The sequence below is a fragment of the Rhodococcus yunnanensis NBRC 103083 genome, from assembly GCF_001895005.1.
GTDB lineage: Bacteria > Actinomycetota > Actinomycetes > Mycobacteriales > Mycobacteriaceae > Rhodococcoides > Rhodococcoides yunnanense.
In genome coordinates, this window is the sequence record NZ_BCXH01000011.1 from 118495 (window position 1) to 133884 (window position 15390).

14 protein-coding genes and 1 tRNA gene are annotated in these 15390 nt (G+C 64.3%); 7 read left to right on the forward strand and 8 right to left on the reverse strand.

The genetic code is table 11. The annotated features are described in order from the left end of the window. Positions 1-5: 5 nt before the first annotated feature. From RY1_RS17965 to RY1_RS17980, 4 genes are all read right to left on the reverse strand, one after another. Entirely contained in the window at positions 6-1451 is a 1446-nt protein-coding gene (locus tag RY1_RS17965; RefSeq protein ID WP_072805362.1) for a DEAD/DEAH box helicase, read from the reverse strand. A 252-nt stretch (positions 1452-1703) separates the two neighbouring features. Next, on the reverse strand, positions 1704-3032 hold the full coding sequence (locus tag RY1_RS17970) for an HNH endonuclease (RefSeq protein ID WP_072805363.1): 1329 nt from the start codon (positions 3030-3032) through the stop codon (positions 1704-1706). A gap of 162 nt (positions 3033-3194) precedes the next feature. Next, positions 3195-3270: transfer RNA gene (locus tag RY1_RS17975), tRNA-Arg, on the reverse strand. Positions 3271-3551: 281 nt separating this feature from the next. Then, positions 3552-4784 (reverse strand): PucR family transcriptional regulator, encoded by a 1233-nt coding sequence (locus RY1_RS17980; RefSeq protein WP_072805364.1) that lies wholly within the window; start codon positions 4782-4784, stop codon positions 3552-3554. A 363-nt stretch (positions 4785-5147) separates the two neighbouring features. On the opposite strand from RY1_RS17980, the gene RY1_RS17985 reads away from it, so the two are divergent. Together RY1_RS17985 and RY1_RS17990 are read left to right on the forward strand one after the other, a co-directional pair. After that, positions 5148-6056 carry an acyl-ACP desaturase gene (locus RY1_RS17985; RefSeq protein ID WP_072805365.1) on the forward strand — a complete coding sequence of 303 codons (909 nt, stop codon included), beginning with the start codon at positions 5148-5150 and terminating at the stop codon, positions 6054-6056. Between the two features lie 368 nt (positions 6057-6424). Further along, positions 6425-7282, forward strand: a complete 858-nt coding sequence (locus tag RY1_RS17990) for a universal stress protein (RefSeq protein ID WP_072805466.1) — start codon at positions 6425-6427, stop codon at positions 7280-7282. On the opposite strand, the gene RY1_RS17995 is transcribed toward RY1_RS17990, so the two are convergent. The 3 genes from RY1_RS17995 to RY1_RS18005 form a co-directional block, all read right to left on the reverse strand. Then, on the reverse strand, positions 7279-7605 hold the full coding sequence (locus tag RY1_RS17995) for a cupin domain-containing protein (protein ID WP_072805366.1): 327 nt from the start codon (positions 7603-7605) through the stop codon (positions 7279-7281). The genes RY1_RS17990 and RY1_RS17995 overlap by 4 nt on opposite strands. Positions 7606-7666: 61 nt before the next feature. Next, positions 7667-8173 (reverse strand): dihydrofolate reductase, encoded by a 507-nt coding sequence (locus tag RY1_RS18000; RefSeq protein WP_072805367.1) that lies wholly within the window; start codon positions 8171-8173, stop codon positions 7667-7669. Then, the gene (locus RY1_RS18005; protein ID WP_072805467.1) at positions 8170-8970 is read right to left on the reverse strand and encodes a thymidylate synthase; all 801 of its coding nucleotides are present in this window, start codon (positions 8968-8970) and stop codon (positions 8170-8172) included. The genes RY1_RS18000 and RY1_RS18005 overlap by 4 nt, the downstream gene beginning before the upstream one ends. A 64-nt stretch (positions 8971-9034) precedes the next feature. On the opposite strand from RY1_RS18005, the gene RY1_RS18010 reads away from it, so the two are divergent. Further along, complete coding sequence (locus RY1_RS18010; RefSeq protein ID WP_072805468.1) at positions 9035-9901, forward strand: Fpg/Nei family DNA glycosylase; 867 nt, start codon at positions 9035-9037, stop codon at positions 9899-9901. On the opposite strand, the gene RY1_RS18015 is transcribed toward RY1_RS18010, so the two are convergent. Next, positions 9894-11447 carry a carboxylesterase/lipase family protein gene (locus RY1_RS18015; RefSeq protein ID WP_072805368.1) on the reverse strand — a complete coding sequence of 518 codons (1554 nt, stop codon included), beginning with the start codon at positions 11445-11447 and terminating at the stop codon, positions 9894-9896. The two genes, RY1_RS18010 and RY1_RS18015, sit on opposite strands and share 8 nt — an antisense overlap. A 64-nt stretch (positions 11448-11511) precedes the next feature. Here RY1_RS18015 and RY1_RS18020 point away from each other — a divergent pair, with 64 nt between their 5' ends. The 4 genes from RY1_RS18020 to RY1_RS18035 all read left to right on the forward strand — a co-directional run bounded on the left by RY1_RS18020 (position 11512) and on the right by RY1_RS18035 (position 15360). After that, positions 11512-12087: a molybdenum cofactor biosysynthesis protein gene (locus RY1_RS18020; protein WP_072805469.1), complete on the forward strand. Its 576-nt coding sequence runs from the start codon at positions 11512-11514 to the stop codon at positions 12085-12087. Between the two features lie 170 nt (positions 12088-12257). After that, entirely contained in the window at positions 12258-13442 is a 1185-nt protein-coding gene (locus RY1_RS18025) for a CaiB/BaiF CoA transferase family protein (protein ID WP_072805369.1), read from the forward strand. Further along, complete coding sequence (locus RY1_RS18030; RefSeq protein WP_174565416.1) at positions 13439-14374, forward strand: hydroxymethylglutaryl-CoA lyase-like TIM-barrel protein; 936 nt, start codon at positions 13439-13441, stop codon at positions 14372-14374. Before RY1_RS18025 ends, RY1_RS18030 begins: the two co-directional genes overlap by 4 nt. Further along, a complete protein-coding gene (locus tag RY1_RS18035) occupies positions 14371-15360 on the forward strand; it encodes a 2-hydroxyacid dehydrogenase (RefSeq protein WP_072805371.1) in 990 nt (329 codons plus the stop codon). The genes RY1_RS18030 and RY1_RS18035 overlap by 4 nt, the downstream gene beginning before the upstream one ends. The last annotated feature ends 30 nt before the right edge of the window (positions 15361-15390 follow it).

Below are 15390 nucleotides of genomic sequence, written 5' to 3' on the forward strand. Positions count from 1 at the left end.
CGGTGTCAGCGCGTCCGCTGGCTTGTTGCGGGCCCGGCCGGACGGCGACGTCGTCCGCCGCCGGCAGCGTGCTGGCGTCCGTCGGTTGATGCTGCTCCGCCGCCCGTGCCACCGCCTGCGCCACCACGGCGCGCAGTGCTGTTGCTGCTACTGGTGTTGCTGCCGCCGTTACCCCCGCTGCGAGTGCTGCTGCCGTTACCCCCGCTGCGGCGCGGGTTGCCGCCGCCGCGTGGGCTGCCCTGACGCTGTGGCTGCGGTGCGGCCTTCGGTGCAGGCTCGACGTAGCGGGCCTGCTCGCCGACCAGTTCGGCAACCTGAGGCGAATCGGCGGTGACGCGAACCGGTGTCACGGTGATGTTGGCCTTGCGCAGTAGAACTGCGGTGTCCTTGCGCTGCTCGGGGAGTACGACGGTGACGACGTCTCCAGCGCTTCCTGCGCGCGCGGTACGGCCCGACCGGTGCAGGTACGCCTTGTGTTCTGCCGGCGGATCGACGTGCACGACGAGCTGAACATCGTCGACGTGGACACCACGAGCAGCCACGTCGGTGGCGACCAGTACCCGTGCGTCACCGGAGGAGAACGCGAGCAGGTTGCGGTCACGCGCTGCCTGGGACAGGTTGCCGTGCAGGTCGACCGACGGAATTCCTGCGTCGGTCAGCTGCTTGGCGAGCTTGCGTGCCTGGTGCTTGGTGCGCATGAAGAGGATCCGACGACCCGTACCCGATGCGAGCTGCTGGACGAGCTTCTTCTTGGATTCGACACCGTCGACCTCGAAGACGCTGTGCGTCATGGCTTCCACGTGCGAGGTGACCTCGTCGACCGAGTGCGTCACCTGGTCGGTGAGGAACCGCTTGACGAGCTTGTCGACGCCGTTGTCCAGTGTCGCCGAGAACAGCAGACGCTGGCCCTTGGCAGGTGTCGCAGCAAGGATGCGCGTGACGACGGGCAGGAAGCCGAGGTCGGCCATGTGGTCGGCTTCGTCGAGGACGGTGATCTGAACGCCGTCGAGGCTGACGTGGCGCTGTTTCATGAGGTCTTCGAGCCGACCGGGGCAGGCAACGACGATGTCGACACCTGCGTTGAGTGCGGACACCTGACGGTTCTGTGAGACGCCGCCGAAGATGGTGGTGACTTTCATCGAGTACGCAGCAGCCAGCGGTTCGATGGCGACGGCGATCTGAGTGGCGAGTTCACGTGTCGGAGCGAGGATCAGTCCGCGGGGACGGCCCGGCTTGCGGTTTCCTGCAAGCTGTCCCGCGAGGCGGGCGACCATCGGGATGGAGAAGGCGAGGGTCTTACCGCTGCCGGTCTTTCCGCGCCCGAGGACGTCGCGTCCTGCAAGGGTGTCGGGAAGAGTATCGGCCTGGATGGGGAAGGCCTCGGTTTTGCCTTGAGTGGAAAGAACTTCGGCGAGCGCGTGCGGGACGCCGAGTGAAACAAAGGTAGTCATGAAGGGTGATGCGCCTTTCGGGCAGGGTGTTGCACCCATGGGCGATGGCCCGAGAATGCAAGGGTGGCGAGACTGCCGGTGGGCAGTTTCGATCGCCGTAAGAAAAGCCTGTGCAGGGTGCACATGGACTACGCGGCCGGAGCCGGGCGGAAGTAGAAGCATTCCACGACGTCTGACGAGCAGCTACGCGCGTCATCACCGAGTGTAACCGAGCCCAGTTCCATATCCTTCCCGGAGTGACGGAACCGGCATTCACGAGTCCGTCTCGATACCGAACACCGCTTTGTCGATGACGACGTTCTCGACTGCCGAGATGTAGTGCCTGACCACCGGCATACGCGGCGCTTCGGAGGTGTATTCGTGGCCGGTGGACGTGATGATGTCGTAGATGTGGATTTGTCCGGGGCGGCCAGGTGGCCGTGGTCGGATCCACCAACCACCGGCTTCTTTCGCGTAGTTGCACGCGGCGCACAGTCCGGCGCCGTTGTTCGCGGTCGTCTCGCCGCCGTCGGCGAATGATTCGATGTGGTCGCTGTGACGGATAGGGGCGTCGCACCACGGAGTGCGGCACCGGCGATCGCGGATCTCGATCAGCCGAGCCAGTGCAGTCGGGAAGGCGCGCGCCGTCGATTCCATCGCTGTGAGTGCGCCGGTAGACGGATTGGCGTACACCCTGCGCAACGCGAGATACGTGTCCTTCGACAGCGCGTGCGCGACCAGGTGACGTGCGATGTCCGACGGGATGTCGCCGTATCCTTGCAGGTGGCCGGATTCGGTACCTTCGCCGAACAGCGTGGTGTCCGGTATGACGACGTTGACGACCATGCCTGCTCCTGCTGCAGCCGATGCGGCTCCGGTGATCCGCTCGTACGCGAGGTCGGACATGAGTTGGTCCCGCGTGCGCGCCTCGCCGCCGGCAGCGATGATCGAGGCGGCGTCGCGTTCCAGTGTCGACCACATGGCGACTGCGCGGTCCATCGAAGTCAGGACGTCGAAGTCGCACATGTGGTCCGATCGAGGCCGTGTGCTGCTGCGGCGCTCGGAATAGGACTTCTCGTAGCGGCGGACCACGAACGCAGGATCCAACGTGCTCGCGACGACACGTGATTTTCCCTCGATCGATTTGTCTCCCAGGCCTTTCAACGTGGACGCGTCCGCGCACAGCTGTCTGTCCGCTTCCCTACGGTCCTCCGCGTTCAAACATGCTGTCTCTTTTGCTATCAGGGCTGCTCGACGCTCGTTCAGATCCCCGGCTCGAAGACGTTCGAGTGTGTGAGGAAGCTCGTGGACCAGCGCGCGGGACAATTCGAGATATCTGCTGCCTCGGTTGGGCGACTCGCGTCGAGCGAGGCCGATTTGGGAAGGGATACCGTTGCGCCACTGCGCTTTCGGCTTACCGAGTGCCTTGCGCTCATCGCTGATCGCGGTAGCAACTGCATCGGTTGTGACCGCTTGCGCCGCGGCGCACGCGCTCTTCACGGACTCGAGAGCGGCGATCAACTCGATGCCCGCGGCTGCGTCGCGCGTCAGTGCTGCTTTGTTCAGGCGCCTGACGAACCTCAATACATCCACAGCGTCCATGAGATCCCCCAATCTCGAATGTATGTTCGATACTAGCGCCCTCCAGGGGGGACGGCAATACTCGAATCCGAAATGCACGAATCGGGGAAGTCGAACGAATGCACGGCCATCGTGTCGCCGCTCGTACGCGCCGAGAACAACTCTGACGCTGCAATAGATGAATGGTGCCCTCGGCAGGATTCGAACCTGCGACCTACCCTTTAGGAGAGGGTTGCTCTATCCCCTGAGCTACGAAGGCGTGCTGTGCTCGTGCGAGTGTACCGTCCACCCGATCGGCCGGCTGCAATCGCGTCCGCGATGGCTGCCGGACAGCACGAAGAGGCTTGCGCGAAGAGGTGTGCGCGACGAGGCTCATGCAAAGAACCGCCCGTACCGAAGTACGGGCGGCTCTTGCGACAGTGTCCGCCAGTGCGCCTCTCGGCAAGAGGCCGCTCGAAGCGGCAATGTGTTGGTACCCGGGGCATGGATCGAACACTGTCGAGTGGTGTAACCCGGGCTCCTCGGAAACTATTCCTGCCGCTACGCCGCACCCTGTGATGCTTCGAGTCGGCGTGCGACAAGGGCTGCCTGCAGGTGTCTGATGCCCGACGGCCTGGTGGGGTCGAAGCCGGTCAGCTGAGCGATTCTCTTCAGCCGGTAGTCGACGGTGTTGGTGTGAAGATGCAGCTGCCGCGCGGAACGCTGCCGGTTGAGGTCGTGCGAGATGTGGATTTCCAGCGTCTCCAGGAGCTCGGGTGACGCGTCGAGTGGCTCGAGGATCTGTCGAAGGTGGCGACGGCCGGGGCCCGGCCGAGTCAGTTGGTACTCCAGGACCAGATCGTCCATGCGATACAGGCCGGCCGGACGATGCAACTGGTGCGCAAGTGCCAACAGTTCGTGGACTTGATCGGCTGCCGTGGGGATGTCGGAGATGGCGGACTGTTCGGCGGTGACGGTGACCGGGACCTCCGCGGCAGTGCTGAGGCGGTGGACGAGTGCTTCGACCCACTCTTCGTCCTGCACTCCCGGTATGAGAACGGTGCCGCCCTCGGTGCTGAGCATCGCGAGTGGTGTACGCCCGCATACGGTCGCGAGCTCTGCCTGAATGCGTCGTAGCTTGCGCCGGGCGGCGACGGTCCTCTGGATCGCCGGATCGTTCTCGTCGGGATGAGAAGGAACCGAGATGGCGAGCACTAGATAACTGTCGGCGAGTTCGATTCCGGATTGACGGGCGATCGCCACCGCGTTGTGTCCGCTCAGCAGTGACGAGACGAGGGTGTGTGCGGCAGTGTGGTGTTCGCTGGCGACAGCTTGGAGCTCTTCGACGTAGCTCTTCGAAGCGGCGATCGACACCTTCTCCGACAACAGGACGAACATTCTTGCAGCTTCGATGAGATTGCTGGTGTCGCCTTCGCCTGCGCGTTTGGAGACCAGATTCCATCCGATCTGAATTCCCTCGTGATACACCGTGAGCACCGAGTCCAGTGGCACACCTTCGCGTGCCCACTGGCTCGCTTTGGCGCGCAGCTCGGCGAGGTCGGCGTCGTTGGGTGCTCGTCGCTCGTCGAGCATTTGAACGGCGATGCTGATGCATTTGACGGTGAATTCGGTGACGTCGCCGTGAAGTTGCTCGCCGGGGAGTGAACCGCACGGGGTGTTGGCGGCGAAGTGGCCGACGAGCAGCCTTGCCACGGCGCGGAAGTCGCGAAGCGGTGCCGATGCAGGCTCGCCGGCAACCATGATTCCGAGGCTCGTCGTGTTGTGAACGGTCACAGATCAGCCCTTCGTGTAGGAACTTCAGCTCTGGCGGAAACAAAGTTACCGACGCGTATTATTGCGCATTCACGCAACTTTTTGTCCAAACTTCGACAAAACTGCGGCGTTTAAAAACCTGGAGTTTGTTTCCAACCCCCTTAACGGACTTGATCATAGGTTGTTATCAACGCGTTATCCAGAGTTTCGGAGAAACAGTTTGTGAAGCCTCTCAACTCGGTTCGACACGCCTTGCGACTTTGCCTAAACAATCGAAACGCGGTTCACAGGGCGGTGATCCGGGGCCTAGGTTTGCTCGAGTGCCGAATCGATGACGCAGCAGCACCGACCGGGGGATAGAACAATCGACTTCAGGGGGTGGCGATGAGCAGACGAGTGAGTCAGTTCGCGTTGATGAGGGAACTGGAGCCTGCGATCGAGCGAGGCCTGCTAGGGCATGTCGCCCAGGCGACGACGTGGAACTCGTCGGACTACGTCGAACCGGAGATGTATTGGGGCCAGCGGCGGTCGATGCTGACCGAGACCGCAAAGGCCGCGTTGGTCACGACTCTTCTGACACACAACAACGAGGCGGTGTACCGGGCCGATCTCGCCGCGGCACCCATGACCAGGAGTGCGTGGTCGGACTGGACGGACGAGTGGACGGCGGAGAAGGCTCGCCACACCGCAGCCATCCAGGACTACCTCATAGCCACCCGTAGCGTCGACCCGATTGCACTCGATCGCGCCAGATTTCAGTGCATGACAGTGGGGATCTCGTCGTCGATGGAAGGCGATAACTTTCTGCGCTCCATCGCGTACGCGACCATCGACGTCATGGCCACCATGGTCAGCCATCGCAACGCGGCCGTCGAATGCAACGATCCGGTCGCCTCCGCCCTTCTCGGTCGTATTGTCGCCGATCAAGAGCTTCAGGTGGCCTTCCTCCGCTCGATCGGCGCCGCGGCACTCGACATCGCCCCCGCGCAGATGGCGGCGGCCATCACGGAAGTCATCATGAATTTTCAGATGCCTGGCATCGGTCTGCCGGGATTCGAACGCAGCGCCATGCTGATCGCGCGCGACGGAATCTACGATCTCCGACGTCATCTCGACGAGGTGCTGCTGCCCGCGCTCGCGCACTGGCGACTCTTCGAGCGCGCCGAGCTCGGTCTCGGTGCCCGAAGTACCTCGATCCTGTCCGGTTTTCTCGACGACCTGGAGATCCAGGCAGCAGGCGTCGAGTCGGCGGATGGTGCGGCCATGCAGGCCAGAAGGCTCCGGGCGTCCTAGCGACGACGCCCGACCAAGAGAACCCCGGGGGGTCCGTGGGACAGTCCTCTCTTCGGTTCCGTGAGGAATCGGAGAGAGGGCGCACCTGCCAGGCGGCGTGACGTCTGCGGTCCTCGTCCCAGTGGCACGACGCTGAACAGTCAGGGCAGTTGCGCAGTGAGGGCGGACGCCTGAAGATCGGGCCCCCGCTGCGTACCGCGTCGTCTATTCTGGGGCCGGGACATCGGGCGGGTTCGGTCGATTTTCCGATTGCGAGCACCGCGTCGGCGGAATCATGCTCGGGGGCAATGGCGTAGGACATGCCGATGCCGCAATCGGTGGTCGTCTTCCTCGGTCGGTTCTCGTCGCCATCGACCGGAGGTGCACTCGTGACAGGCTCGCACACCATCGTCGTCGGAATCGACGGTTCCGAATCGGCCAATCGCGCCGTCGTCTGGGCCGCGCAGGCCGCCGCGTCGCGCGGGTGGACGTTGCGGATCGTCATCGCGGTCGACCCGCCACACCATCTTTCCGACGAGGACAGGATCGAGTTCCGCGCGGTGGCAGAGGCACGAGTGGCCGCGGCGGAAATTCTGGCTGCAGAATCCGTCGATCAGGGACAGTTCGACGTAGTCGTGGAGGCAGCGGACGGCAAGGTCGTCGAAGTTCTGATGGCCGAATCCGCGGGTAGCGAATCGATCGTTCTCGGTGCAAGCGGGTTGGGCGAGTCCGATTCGGGGGTCATCGGTTCGGCGGCCGTAGCGTTGAGTGCCCACGGCTCCTCACCCGTCGTCGTCGTACGAGGCCGCAGCATCGACGGCCTCCCGCCGACGTACGGCCCGGTCGTCGTCGGCATCGACGGTTCGGCGCAGGGGCAATCGGCGGTCGCCGCTGCGTTCGACGAAGCAGCGCAACGCAACTCGCCCCTGATCGCCGTGCACGTCTGGTCGGACGTGAGTCTCGCGCAGGTCTCCGGGGTGCCGCGGGACTGGGAGTCCATCGCCGTGTCGGAAGAAGCCGTGCTTGCCGAAAGCCTGGCGGGATGGCAGGAGAAGTATCCCGACGTCGAGGTACGGCGGATCGTCGCCCAGGATCGTCCGGTCCGAGTGCTGAGCCAGCTGTCGGAGCAAGCCTCGCTGATCGTCGTCGGCAATCGAGGTCGCGGCGGATTCACCGGAATGCTGCTCGGGTCGACGAGCTATGCGCTCATCCACACCGCGGACTGCCCGGTGATGGTGGTGCGTTAGACAGCCACGGTCAGTAGGAAGGCGACATCTTCGAGCGCCTCGACGCTGTGCCGCGCGTCGGGCACGACCAGAAGGTCGCCCGCCGAGCCCTTCCAGGATTTCTCGCCACTGACCAGCATGAGCTGACCGCTCAGAACGAGGACTGTGGATTCACCCGAGAGATCGTGTTCGGCCAACTTGTTGCCTGCGACCAGTGCAACGACGGTCTGACGAAGATGCCGTTGATGGCCGCCGTACACGGTCTGCGAACTACGGCCACTGGACGCGCCCACGGCAAGTTTGAGCTGTTGTCGGGCAAGGGCTGTGAGTGACTTCTTGTCCATGGGCCCAGTATGGCTCACCGACGCATGCGCGGAGAGCGGACTGACCGAAAGTCCGTGTGAATCAGAGAGTTTGGTAAGCCTTGCCGTACTGGACGAAGCGGTAGCGAATGTTCTCGTTGCTGCTTGTCTGCCACTCGCCTGCCACCGACGTCCACCCGTCCGGAACGGCCGGTGCCGCGGTGTCCCCGTCGATCTGCAGGTCGATTTCGGTCACCTGAAGCTCGGTCGCGAACGGCAGTGCGGCGCGGTAGATTTCGCCGCCACCGATGACCCAGACCATCTCCGCGTCGGATGCTGCCACGAGTCCGTCCTCCAGGCTCGAGACAGGCTCTGCGCCGTCGGCGCGCCACGTCGTGTTGCGCGTGACGACGATGTTCCGACGACCCGGCAGCGGCCGAAACCTGGGGGGCAGGGAATCCCACGTCTTGCGGCCCATGATCACCGGATGATGCAGTGTCATGGCCTTGAAGTGCGCAGTGTCCTCGGGGACGCGCCAGGGGATCGACCCGGCGTCGCCGATTGCCCCGCCGACGGTCTGCGCCCAGATCAGGCCGACGTTCGGAGTCATACCGCTACCGGGGCCTTGATGGCCGGATGGTGCTGATAATCGACGATCTCGATGTCCTCGAATGTGTACTCGAAGATCGAATCACGGTGCGCCAGTTGGAGCTTCGGGTACGGGTACGCCTCACGCGTCAACTGTTCGGTGACCTGGTCGCGATGGTTGTCGTAGATGTGGCAGTCGCCGCCGGTCCAGACGAAGTCGCCCACCTCCAGGCCCACCTGTGCCGCGACCATGTGCGTCAGCAACGCGTAGCTCGCGATGTTGAACGGCACGCCGAGGAACAGATCCGCGCTGCGCTGGTACAGCTGGCACGAGAGTTTGCCGTCGGCGACGTAGAACTGGAAGAACGCATGGCACGGGGCGAGCGCCATCTGCGGAATGTCGGCGACGTTCCACGACGAGACGATCATGCGACGCGAATCAGGATCGCTGCGCAGCGTCCCGAGAACCTGGGTGATCTGGTCGATGTGCTCGCCGGACGGGGTGGGCCACGAACGCCACTGCACGCCGTATACCGGTCCGAGCTCGCCGTCCGGATCGGCCCACTCGTCCCAGATGCTGACCTTGTGTTCCTGCAACCACTTCACGTTGGACTCGCCACGCAGGAACCAGAGCAACTCGTAGACGATGGACTTCAGATGCACCTTCTTGGTGGTGATCAGCGGAAAACCCTCGGACAGGTCGAAGCGCATCTGATGACCGAAGACACTGGTCGTGCCTGTGCCCGTGCGGTCGGATTTGGCGGTGCCGGTCTCGAGAACATGACGCAGCAGGTCCTCGTACGGGGTAGGAACCATCACGGTGACCGAGTGTAGTGCGTCGACAACATGCGTGTGCATGCGCTGCATCCGCATAATGGGGGGCATGCCCGAACTACCCGAGGTCGAAGCGCTCGCCGGGTTCCTACGCGAGCACGCTGTCGGATCCGTGATCGGCCGTATCGACATCGCGGCTCTGAGCGTGTTGAAAACGTTCGACCCCCCGATTTCCGAACTGCAGGGCCGTGATGTCACCGACGCGGCCAGATTCGGCAAGCATCTCGCGCTGCAGGCGGGGGATCTGTGGCTCATCACGCACCTGTCGCGGGGCGGATGGCTGCGCTGGACGGACAACCCGAGCACGGCCCCACCGAAACCGGGGAAGGGGCCGTTGGCACTGCGGGTCCACTTCTTCACACCCGAGGGGCTCACGCCTGCCTTCGACCTCACCGAGGCCGGAACCAAGAAGCGGCTCGCGGTCTGGGTGGTACACGATCCCCAGCAGGTGCCGGGTGTTGCGCGCCTCGGTCCCGACGCTCTTGTCGTCACCGAATCGGAGTTCGCCGAGATTCTCGGGGGTACGACGGCCCGGCTCAAGACGTCCCTGGTCGACCAGTCCCTCCTCGCAGGAATCGGCAACGCTTATTCCGACGAGATTCTGCACGTGGCGAAGTTGTCGCCGTTCGCGTCCTCGAGCAAGCTCGATGCCGAGTCGGTGTCGGTTCTCTATCGGGCGATGCGGGAAGTTCTGCTCGACGCAGTGACCCGTTCCGAAGGACAGGACGCCGCGCGCCTGAAAGGCGAAAAGCGTTCGGGTATGCGGGTGCATGCTCGCACGGGGCTTCCATGCCCGGTGTGCGGCGACCCCGTCCGCGAAGTCTCGTACGCCGAGCGCTCGTTCCAGTACTGCGCGACGTGTCAGACCGGCGGCAAGATCCTCGCCGACCGCCGGATGTCGCGCCTGCTCAAATGACCGAGGTCTCTGTCGGCTCGGTCTTCTGGCTCGCGTAGCCGCGGTAGCCTTCCCACGCTCGACGGCGGTCGCGCCTGGGATCGCGCTGCACGCGGGTTCGAGTATCGAAGACGAGCGTCTCGCGTGCGTGTTCGTCGTACTTGGGCCACGACTCCAGCGGCGCTCCGGTGGTGGCGAACTGCAGCCACTGCGATTGCACCTTCTCGGTCACGTCCGCGAAGGCCTTGCGACCTCCGGGCACGGTCATCAACTTTCCGAAGGTGGTGCCGCTGATGCCGAAGACTGCGAAGAGTTCGAATCCGTGAGTGGCATCGAGTCCGAGCCATTTCATGACGCGTGGAGCGAAATCGTATCGGTAGCTGTAAGTGGGTGCTCGACGCGAATGTGCCTCCGCCACTTCGAGCGACGGTTTCCAGAATGTGAAGTCGCCGCCGATGTCGATGGCAGCGGCCTCACCTGGGTATCCCGGATATGCCTCGGTGACAACGTTCTTGGCTGCCGGATCGGTGAGCGAGAACAACTTGTCGATGCGTTCGGGGTTGGTGGGAAGCGCGTCGAGCACCTTGGGGAACAGCGTGCCCTCGCGGGAGTTCGTTCCGATGATCAGAGGAACCGGGTGCGCGGAGCCACCGATGTAGGCGTCGAGTGGGTTCTGTGGGAGGAACTCGCCGTCGACGACGGGCCCGAACGGGAACAGGCCTGGGGTGCGCGCCGACACCGCCGCGCCGAGCTTCGTTCCTGCGCGGCCGAGTTGGGTCACGTCCGCGGTGTCGAGTGCGTGTGCTGCATCGCCGCCGTCGCCCAGGAAGTCGAGGAACTCGCGTGCCCACTGTGTCGCATTCTCGTGGGTCGCGACCATGCCGGGAGCCGAGCTCTCGGCGATGGCCTGCGCGAACAGTCCTTCGGCAGCGGGAGTCGTCAGCAGAGTCGTGACGGCATTACCTCCAGCCGATTCCCCGAAGATCGTCACGTTCTCCGGGTCCCCACCGAACTGGCCGATGTTGAGCTGAACCCATTCGAGAGCGGCAACCTGATCTCGCAGACCGAGATTGGAGTCGAACTGGCGACTCGGACCGGAGAACTGAGTCAGGTCGAGGTAGCCCAGCGCGCCGAGCCGGTAGTTGATGGACACGTAGATGATGCCGTCGCTGTCCTCGAGCGACCGGCGTACCAATGAACCGCCGCCGTACAGCGGGGTCGCCGACGTGCCGAGCGTGTACGCGCCGCCGTGGATGAACACCATGACCGGGCGCGGTGTTGCGCTGGGCCGACCGGGCGCGAGGACGTTGAGCGTCAAGCAGTCTTCACTGGTGGGTTGGTACTTGCCGATCGACACCATCGTTCCGCGCTTGTGCTGCGCCGAGGCGTTGCCCCACTCGGTCGCGTCGCGAACACCCTTCCACGGCGTCGCAGGCTGCGGAGCGCGCAATCGGAGCGGCCCGATCGGGGGCGCCGCATACGGGATGCCCCTCCACGTGACGAGCTCACCGACGACCTTGCCTTCGACGACTCCGTCGAGTGTCGCAACTCTGGTGTTCACAGACATGTCGGAAAGTGTACGGAAGCAACTTACCGCCGGGTAGGTCTTCGCTCGGGGCAGAATGCTCGGCATGGCTTTCGAGTACCGCGCCGAGATTCTCCAGCTTCTCGTCTCGCCTGCACATGCGTATTTCGGGCGGTCGAAGGACGGGCCTGCGAAGGACGTCTCGACCGATCTGGTCGATCGAGTGGAGATCGTCGCGAACAAGGGCATACGCGGAGATCGGTTCTTCGGGGTGAAGGCACACACGGAGGCCGCGGTGACATTTCTTGCCGTCGAAGCCTGGGAGGCCGTCGGGGGCGTGCTGTCCACCGACATGCCCGACACGTCCGTGGCCAGGCGCAACGTCGTCGTGCGCGGGGTGGAGCTCGACCCGCTGCGCGGCCTCGAATTCGAACTGGATTCGGGCGACGGTCCGGTCCGGTTCCGCGGCGGGCGGCCTGCGCATCCGTGCGTCTGGATGGACACGATGGTGGTCGACGGCGCCCGCAAGGCGTTGATCGGGCGAGGTGGGCTCCGCGCGGAGCCGCTGACCGACGGCATCCTGCGTGTCGGCACGGTGACGGTGCGATCGCCCGTCGAACTCGATGTCTCCCGAGCGGGCGCGCAGGTGAAGCGGGCGCAACCCCTGAAAGTGGCGGAGTGAGCGGCAGGCCGAGCTCGTTCGTACGTTCGTGCAGCTGCAGTCGTTGATGGGCCAGAGCACGAAGGGCACACTGAAGGGATGTTCGGTCGATACCGAGTCCGTGAAAAACGAGTCTCGTGACCACCGTCTCCCGTGAATACCGAAATTCCACACGTACAGGAAGGAAGCCGATGTCCTTACCGCTGAGCGGTGTTCGCGTGCTCGAGCTCGGAAACTACATCGCCGCACCGACAGCCGCCCGAATGTTGGCGGATTTCGGAGCCGAGGTCATCAAGGTCGAGCGTCCGGGGACCGGTGACGAAATTCGCAACTGGCGCTTGTACTCGGGCACCACCTCGATGCTGTATCGCACGATCAATCGCAACAAGAAGTCCATCGTGCTCGATCTTCGCACCGAGCAGGGGAGACAGGACGTCATCGATCTCGCCGCCAAGTGCGACATCGTGTTGGAGAACTTCCGGCCGGGCACCCTGGAGAAATGGGGGCTCTCGCCGGAGACGCTCAGCGTCAAGAACCCGGATCTGATCGTCACGCGGATCTCGGCGTTCGGGCAGACCGGGCCGATGTCGCAACGTCCAGGTTTCGCCGCGGTCGCCGAGTCCTACGGCGGCTTCCGCAATCTCGTCGGTGATCCCGACCGCCCACCGGTTCGGGTCGGTGTCTCGATCGGCGACTCGATCGCCGGCCTGTACGCCGCATTCGGTTGTGCCATGGCTCTTTTCCAGCGTCAGACGGCCAAGGGCGGGCTGCCTCTGGAACAGCGGTCGATCGACGTCGCACTCAACGAATCGATTCTGTCGATGATGGAATCACTGATCCCCGATTATCTGGCCTATGGCGTCGAGCGCGAACGCACCGGCGGCCGCATGGAAGGTATCGCGCCGTCCAACGCCTACCTGTGCAACGACGGTAGGTCCGTCGTCGTCGCGGGCAACGGCGATGCGATCTTCCAGCGCTACATGGACACCATCGGGCGTCCCGACCTCGGTGCCGATCCCGAACTCGCCACCAATGCCGGTCGCTGGACGCGACGGGACGAGCTGGACGCGGCGATCAGCGCGTGGACCGGAATGCGTTCGCGCGACGACGCATTGAAGCAACTCGATGCGGCGGGTGTGCCGTCGGGGCCGATCTACACCGCAGCCGACGTCGTCGCCGACGCGCAGTACGCGTCGAGAGACATGATTCAGACCTTCTCGGTCGACACCGGGGCCGACGAGCCCACCGACGTCGGTTTCGTCGGCATCGTCCCGGTCATCGGGGGTAAGTCGATTCCGATCAGATCGGTCGGCCCCGACCTCGGCGAGCACACGAGCGAAGTACTGCGAGATCTTCTGGGCAGGAAGGACGCCTGATGTACGAGTTCGAACCGAAGGCGCAGCTGCGCGATGTGACGTTGCGCGACGGCTTGCAGTTGACCGGCAAGATGCTCCCCACCGATCGCAAGCTCGGTCTCGCTCGGAGTCTGCTGGCGGCAGGAGTGCCCGCGTTGGAGATCGGTTCGATGGCTCGCGGAGATCTGGTGCCGCCCATGGCGAACACGCTCGAGGTCATTGCCGAACTGACGGCCGAGGAACTGGAGAAATGCTGGGTCTGGGTCGCGACGCCCCGACACATCGACAAGGCCGCAGCTGCAGGTGCGCGCAATTTCCAGTACTGCTTCTCGGCGTCGGACTCCCACAACAAGGCCAACATCGGCCGATCCACCGAGGACTCTCTCGCCGCGATGCCCGACGCCGTCGACATCACTCGCAGCGTCGACGGGCAGATCCAGCTGTGCATCGCGACGTCTTTCACGTGCCCGTTCGAAGGCCGCGTGCCGCAGGAACGCGTGCTGGCCATCGCGAACGACGACCGTGCCCAGGGCGCAACCGACATCGTCATCTGCGACACCCTCGGCCAGGCCGTACCGGCCCAGGTGGCCTCGCTCGTCGCCCTTGTCGACCGCGAATCACCGAAGCGGCGCATCGTGTTTCACGGCCATGACACGTGGGGCCTCGGAGTCGCGAACACGCTCGCGGCGATCACCGCAGGTGCCACGATGGTCGACGGTTCCCTCGGCGGACTCGGCGGATGCCCGTTCGCCCCCGGTGCCAGCGGCAACACCTCCAGCGAGGACATCCTGTTCGCGGTCCGACCCGACTGGTTCCGACCCGATACGCTGGCAACCATGGTCGACATCTCCGAGAAACTACTCGCCGAGCTGGGCGAGCCCATGCGCTCGAAAACCGTCGAGGGAGCACGCTCGAGCAGAGACCGAAATTCCGTGTTCGAGTGGGTCGTATGAGCCGCATTCTCGTCACGACTCCGATTCCCGACCCCGGCATGGAGATTCTCGCGGCCGCGGGAGAGGTCGAGGTGATTTCGCTCGATCATGCGGGCCTGTTCGAGAAGTGTGCGTCGGGCAAGTACGCCGTCGTCGTCTCGCAATTGCGAGATCGCTTCGACGCAGAACTCCTTGCCTCGGCAAGGCTCACCGGAATCTCCAACTACGCAGTCGGATTCGACAACATCGACATCGCGGCGGCGACGGCACGGGGCATCACCGTCGCGAACACTCCCGGTGTGCTGACCGATTCGACGGCGGATGTTGCGCTGCTGCTGATGCTCTCGACGGCCCGTCGCGTGATCGAAGCGGACAACTTCGTTCGCGCAGGCGCATTCACCGGATGGGAGCCCGAGCTCATGCTCGGCAGCGATGTCTCGGGTCGCGTTCTCGGACTCGCCGGATTCGGGCGTATCGCTCGCGCGACGGCCCGCCGTGCCCTCGGGTTCGGCATGACCGTCAAGTTCTGCCCACGTCCGCCGTCCGACCGGGAGGTGAGCGAGACGGAGCTGGGTGAGTTCGCAGGCCGCGTCGACCATGTGTCGTGGGACGAGTTGGTGGAGACGAGTGACTTTCTGTCGCTTCATGTTCCGCTGAGCGAGTCGACCCATCATCTGGTCGACGTGCGGGTGTTGCACGCGATGAAGAACTCGGCGATTCTGATCAATACCGCACGCGGGCCGGTCGTCGACGAGGCGGCGTTGGTGACGGCATTGCGCGAGAAGGTCATCGCGGGTGCCGGTCTGGACGTCTACGAGGCCGAACCTGCGCTCGCGCCCGGTCTGGCGGGGCTACCGAACACCGTCCTGTTGCCGCACGTCGGCAGTGCCACGGTGGCCGTGCGGTCGGAGATGGCGCGGCTGTGCGCGGAGAACGCCGCAGCGATGGTCACCGGCACACCACCGCCGCACGCGGTCAACCCGCAAGCGTGGTCCGACCCTCGATAGACGCGCTGGATTTGCGCTCGGTATCGGTAC

Bases quoted from the DNA above. Each gene is read 5' to 3' on its own strand.
- RY1_RS17965 (WP_072805362.1), bottom strand. From the start codon at position 1,451: ATGACTACCTTTGTTTCACTCGGCGTCCCGCACGCGCTCGCCGAAGTT.
- RY1_RS17970 (WP_072805363.1), bottom strand. From the start codon at position 3,032: ATGGACGCTGTGGATGTATTGAGGTTCGTCAGGCGCCTGAACAAAGCA.
- RY1_RS17985 (WP_072805365.1), top strand. From the start codon at position 5,148: ATGAGCAGACGAGTGAGTCAGTTCGCGTTGATGAGGGAACTGGAGCCT.
- RY1_RS17995 (WP_072805366.1), bottom strand. From the start codon at position 7,605: ATGGACAAGAAGTCACTCACAGCCCTTGCCCGACAACAGCTCAAACTT.
- RY1_RS18000 (WP_072805367.1), bottom strand. From the start codon at position 8,173: ATGACTCCGAACGTCGGCCTGATCTGGGCGCAGACCGTCGGCGGGGCA.
- RY1_RS18010 (WP_072805468.1), top strand. From the start codon at position 9,035: ATGCCCGAACTACCCGAGGTCGAAGCGCTCGCCGGGTTCCTACGCGAG.
- RY1_RS18015 (WP_072805368.1), bottom strand. From the start codon at position 11,447: ATGTCTGTGAACACCAGAGTTGCGACACTCGACGGAGTCGTCGAAGGC.
- RY1_RS18020 (WP_072805469.1), top strand. From the start codon at position 11,512: ATGGCTTTCGAGTACCGCGCCGAGATTCTCCAGCTTCTCGTCTCGCCT.
- RY1_RS18025 (WP_072805369.1), top strand. From the start codon at position 12,258: ATGTCCTTACCGCTGAGCGGTGTTCGCGTGCTCGAGCTCGGAAACTAC.
- RY1_RS18035 (WP_072805371.1), top strand. From the start codon at position 14,371: ATGAGCCGCATTCTCGTCACGACTCCGATTCCCGACCCCGGCATGGAG.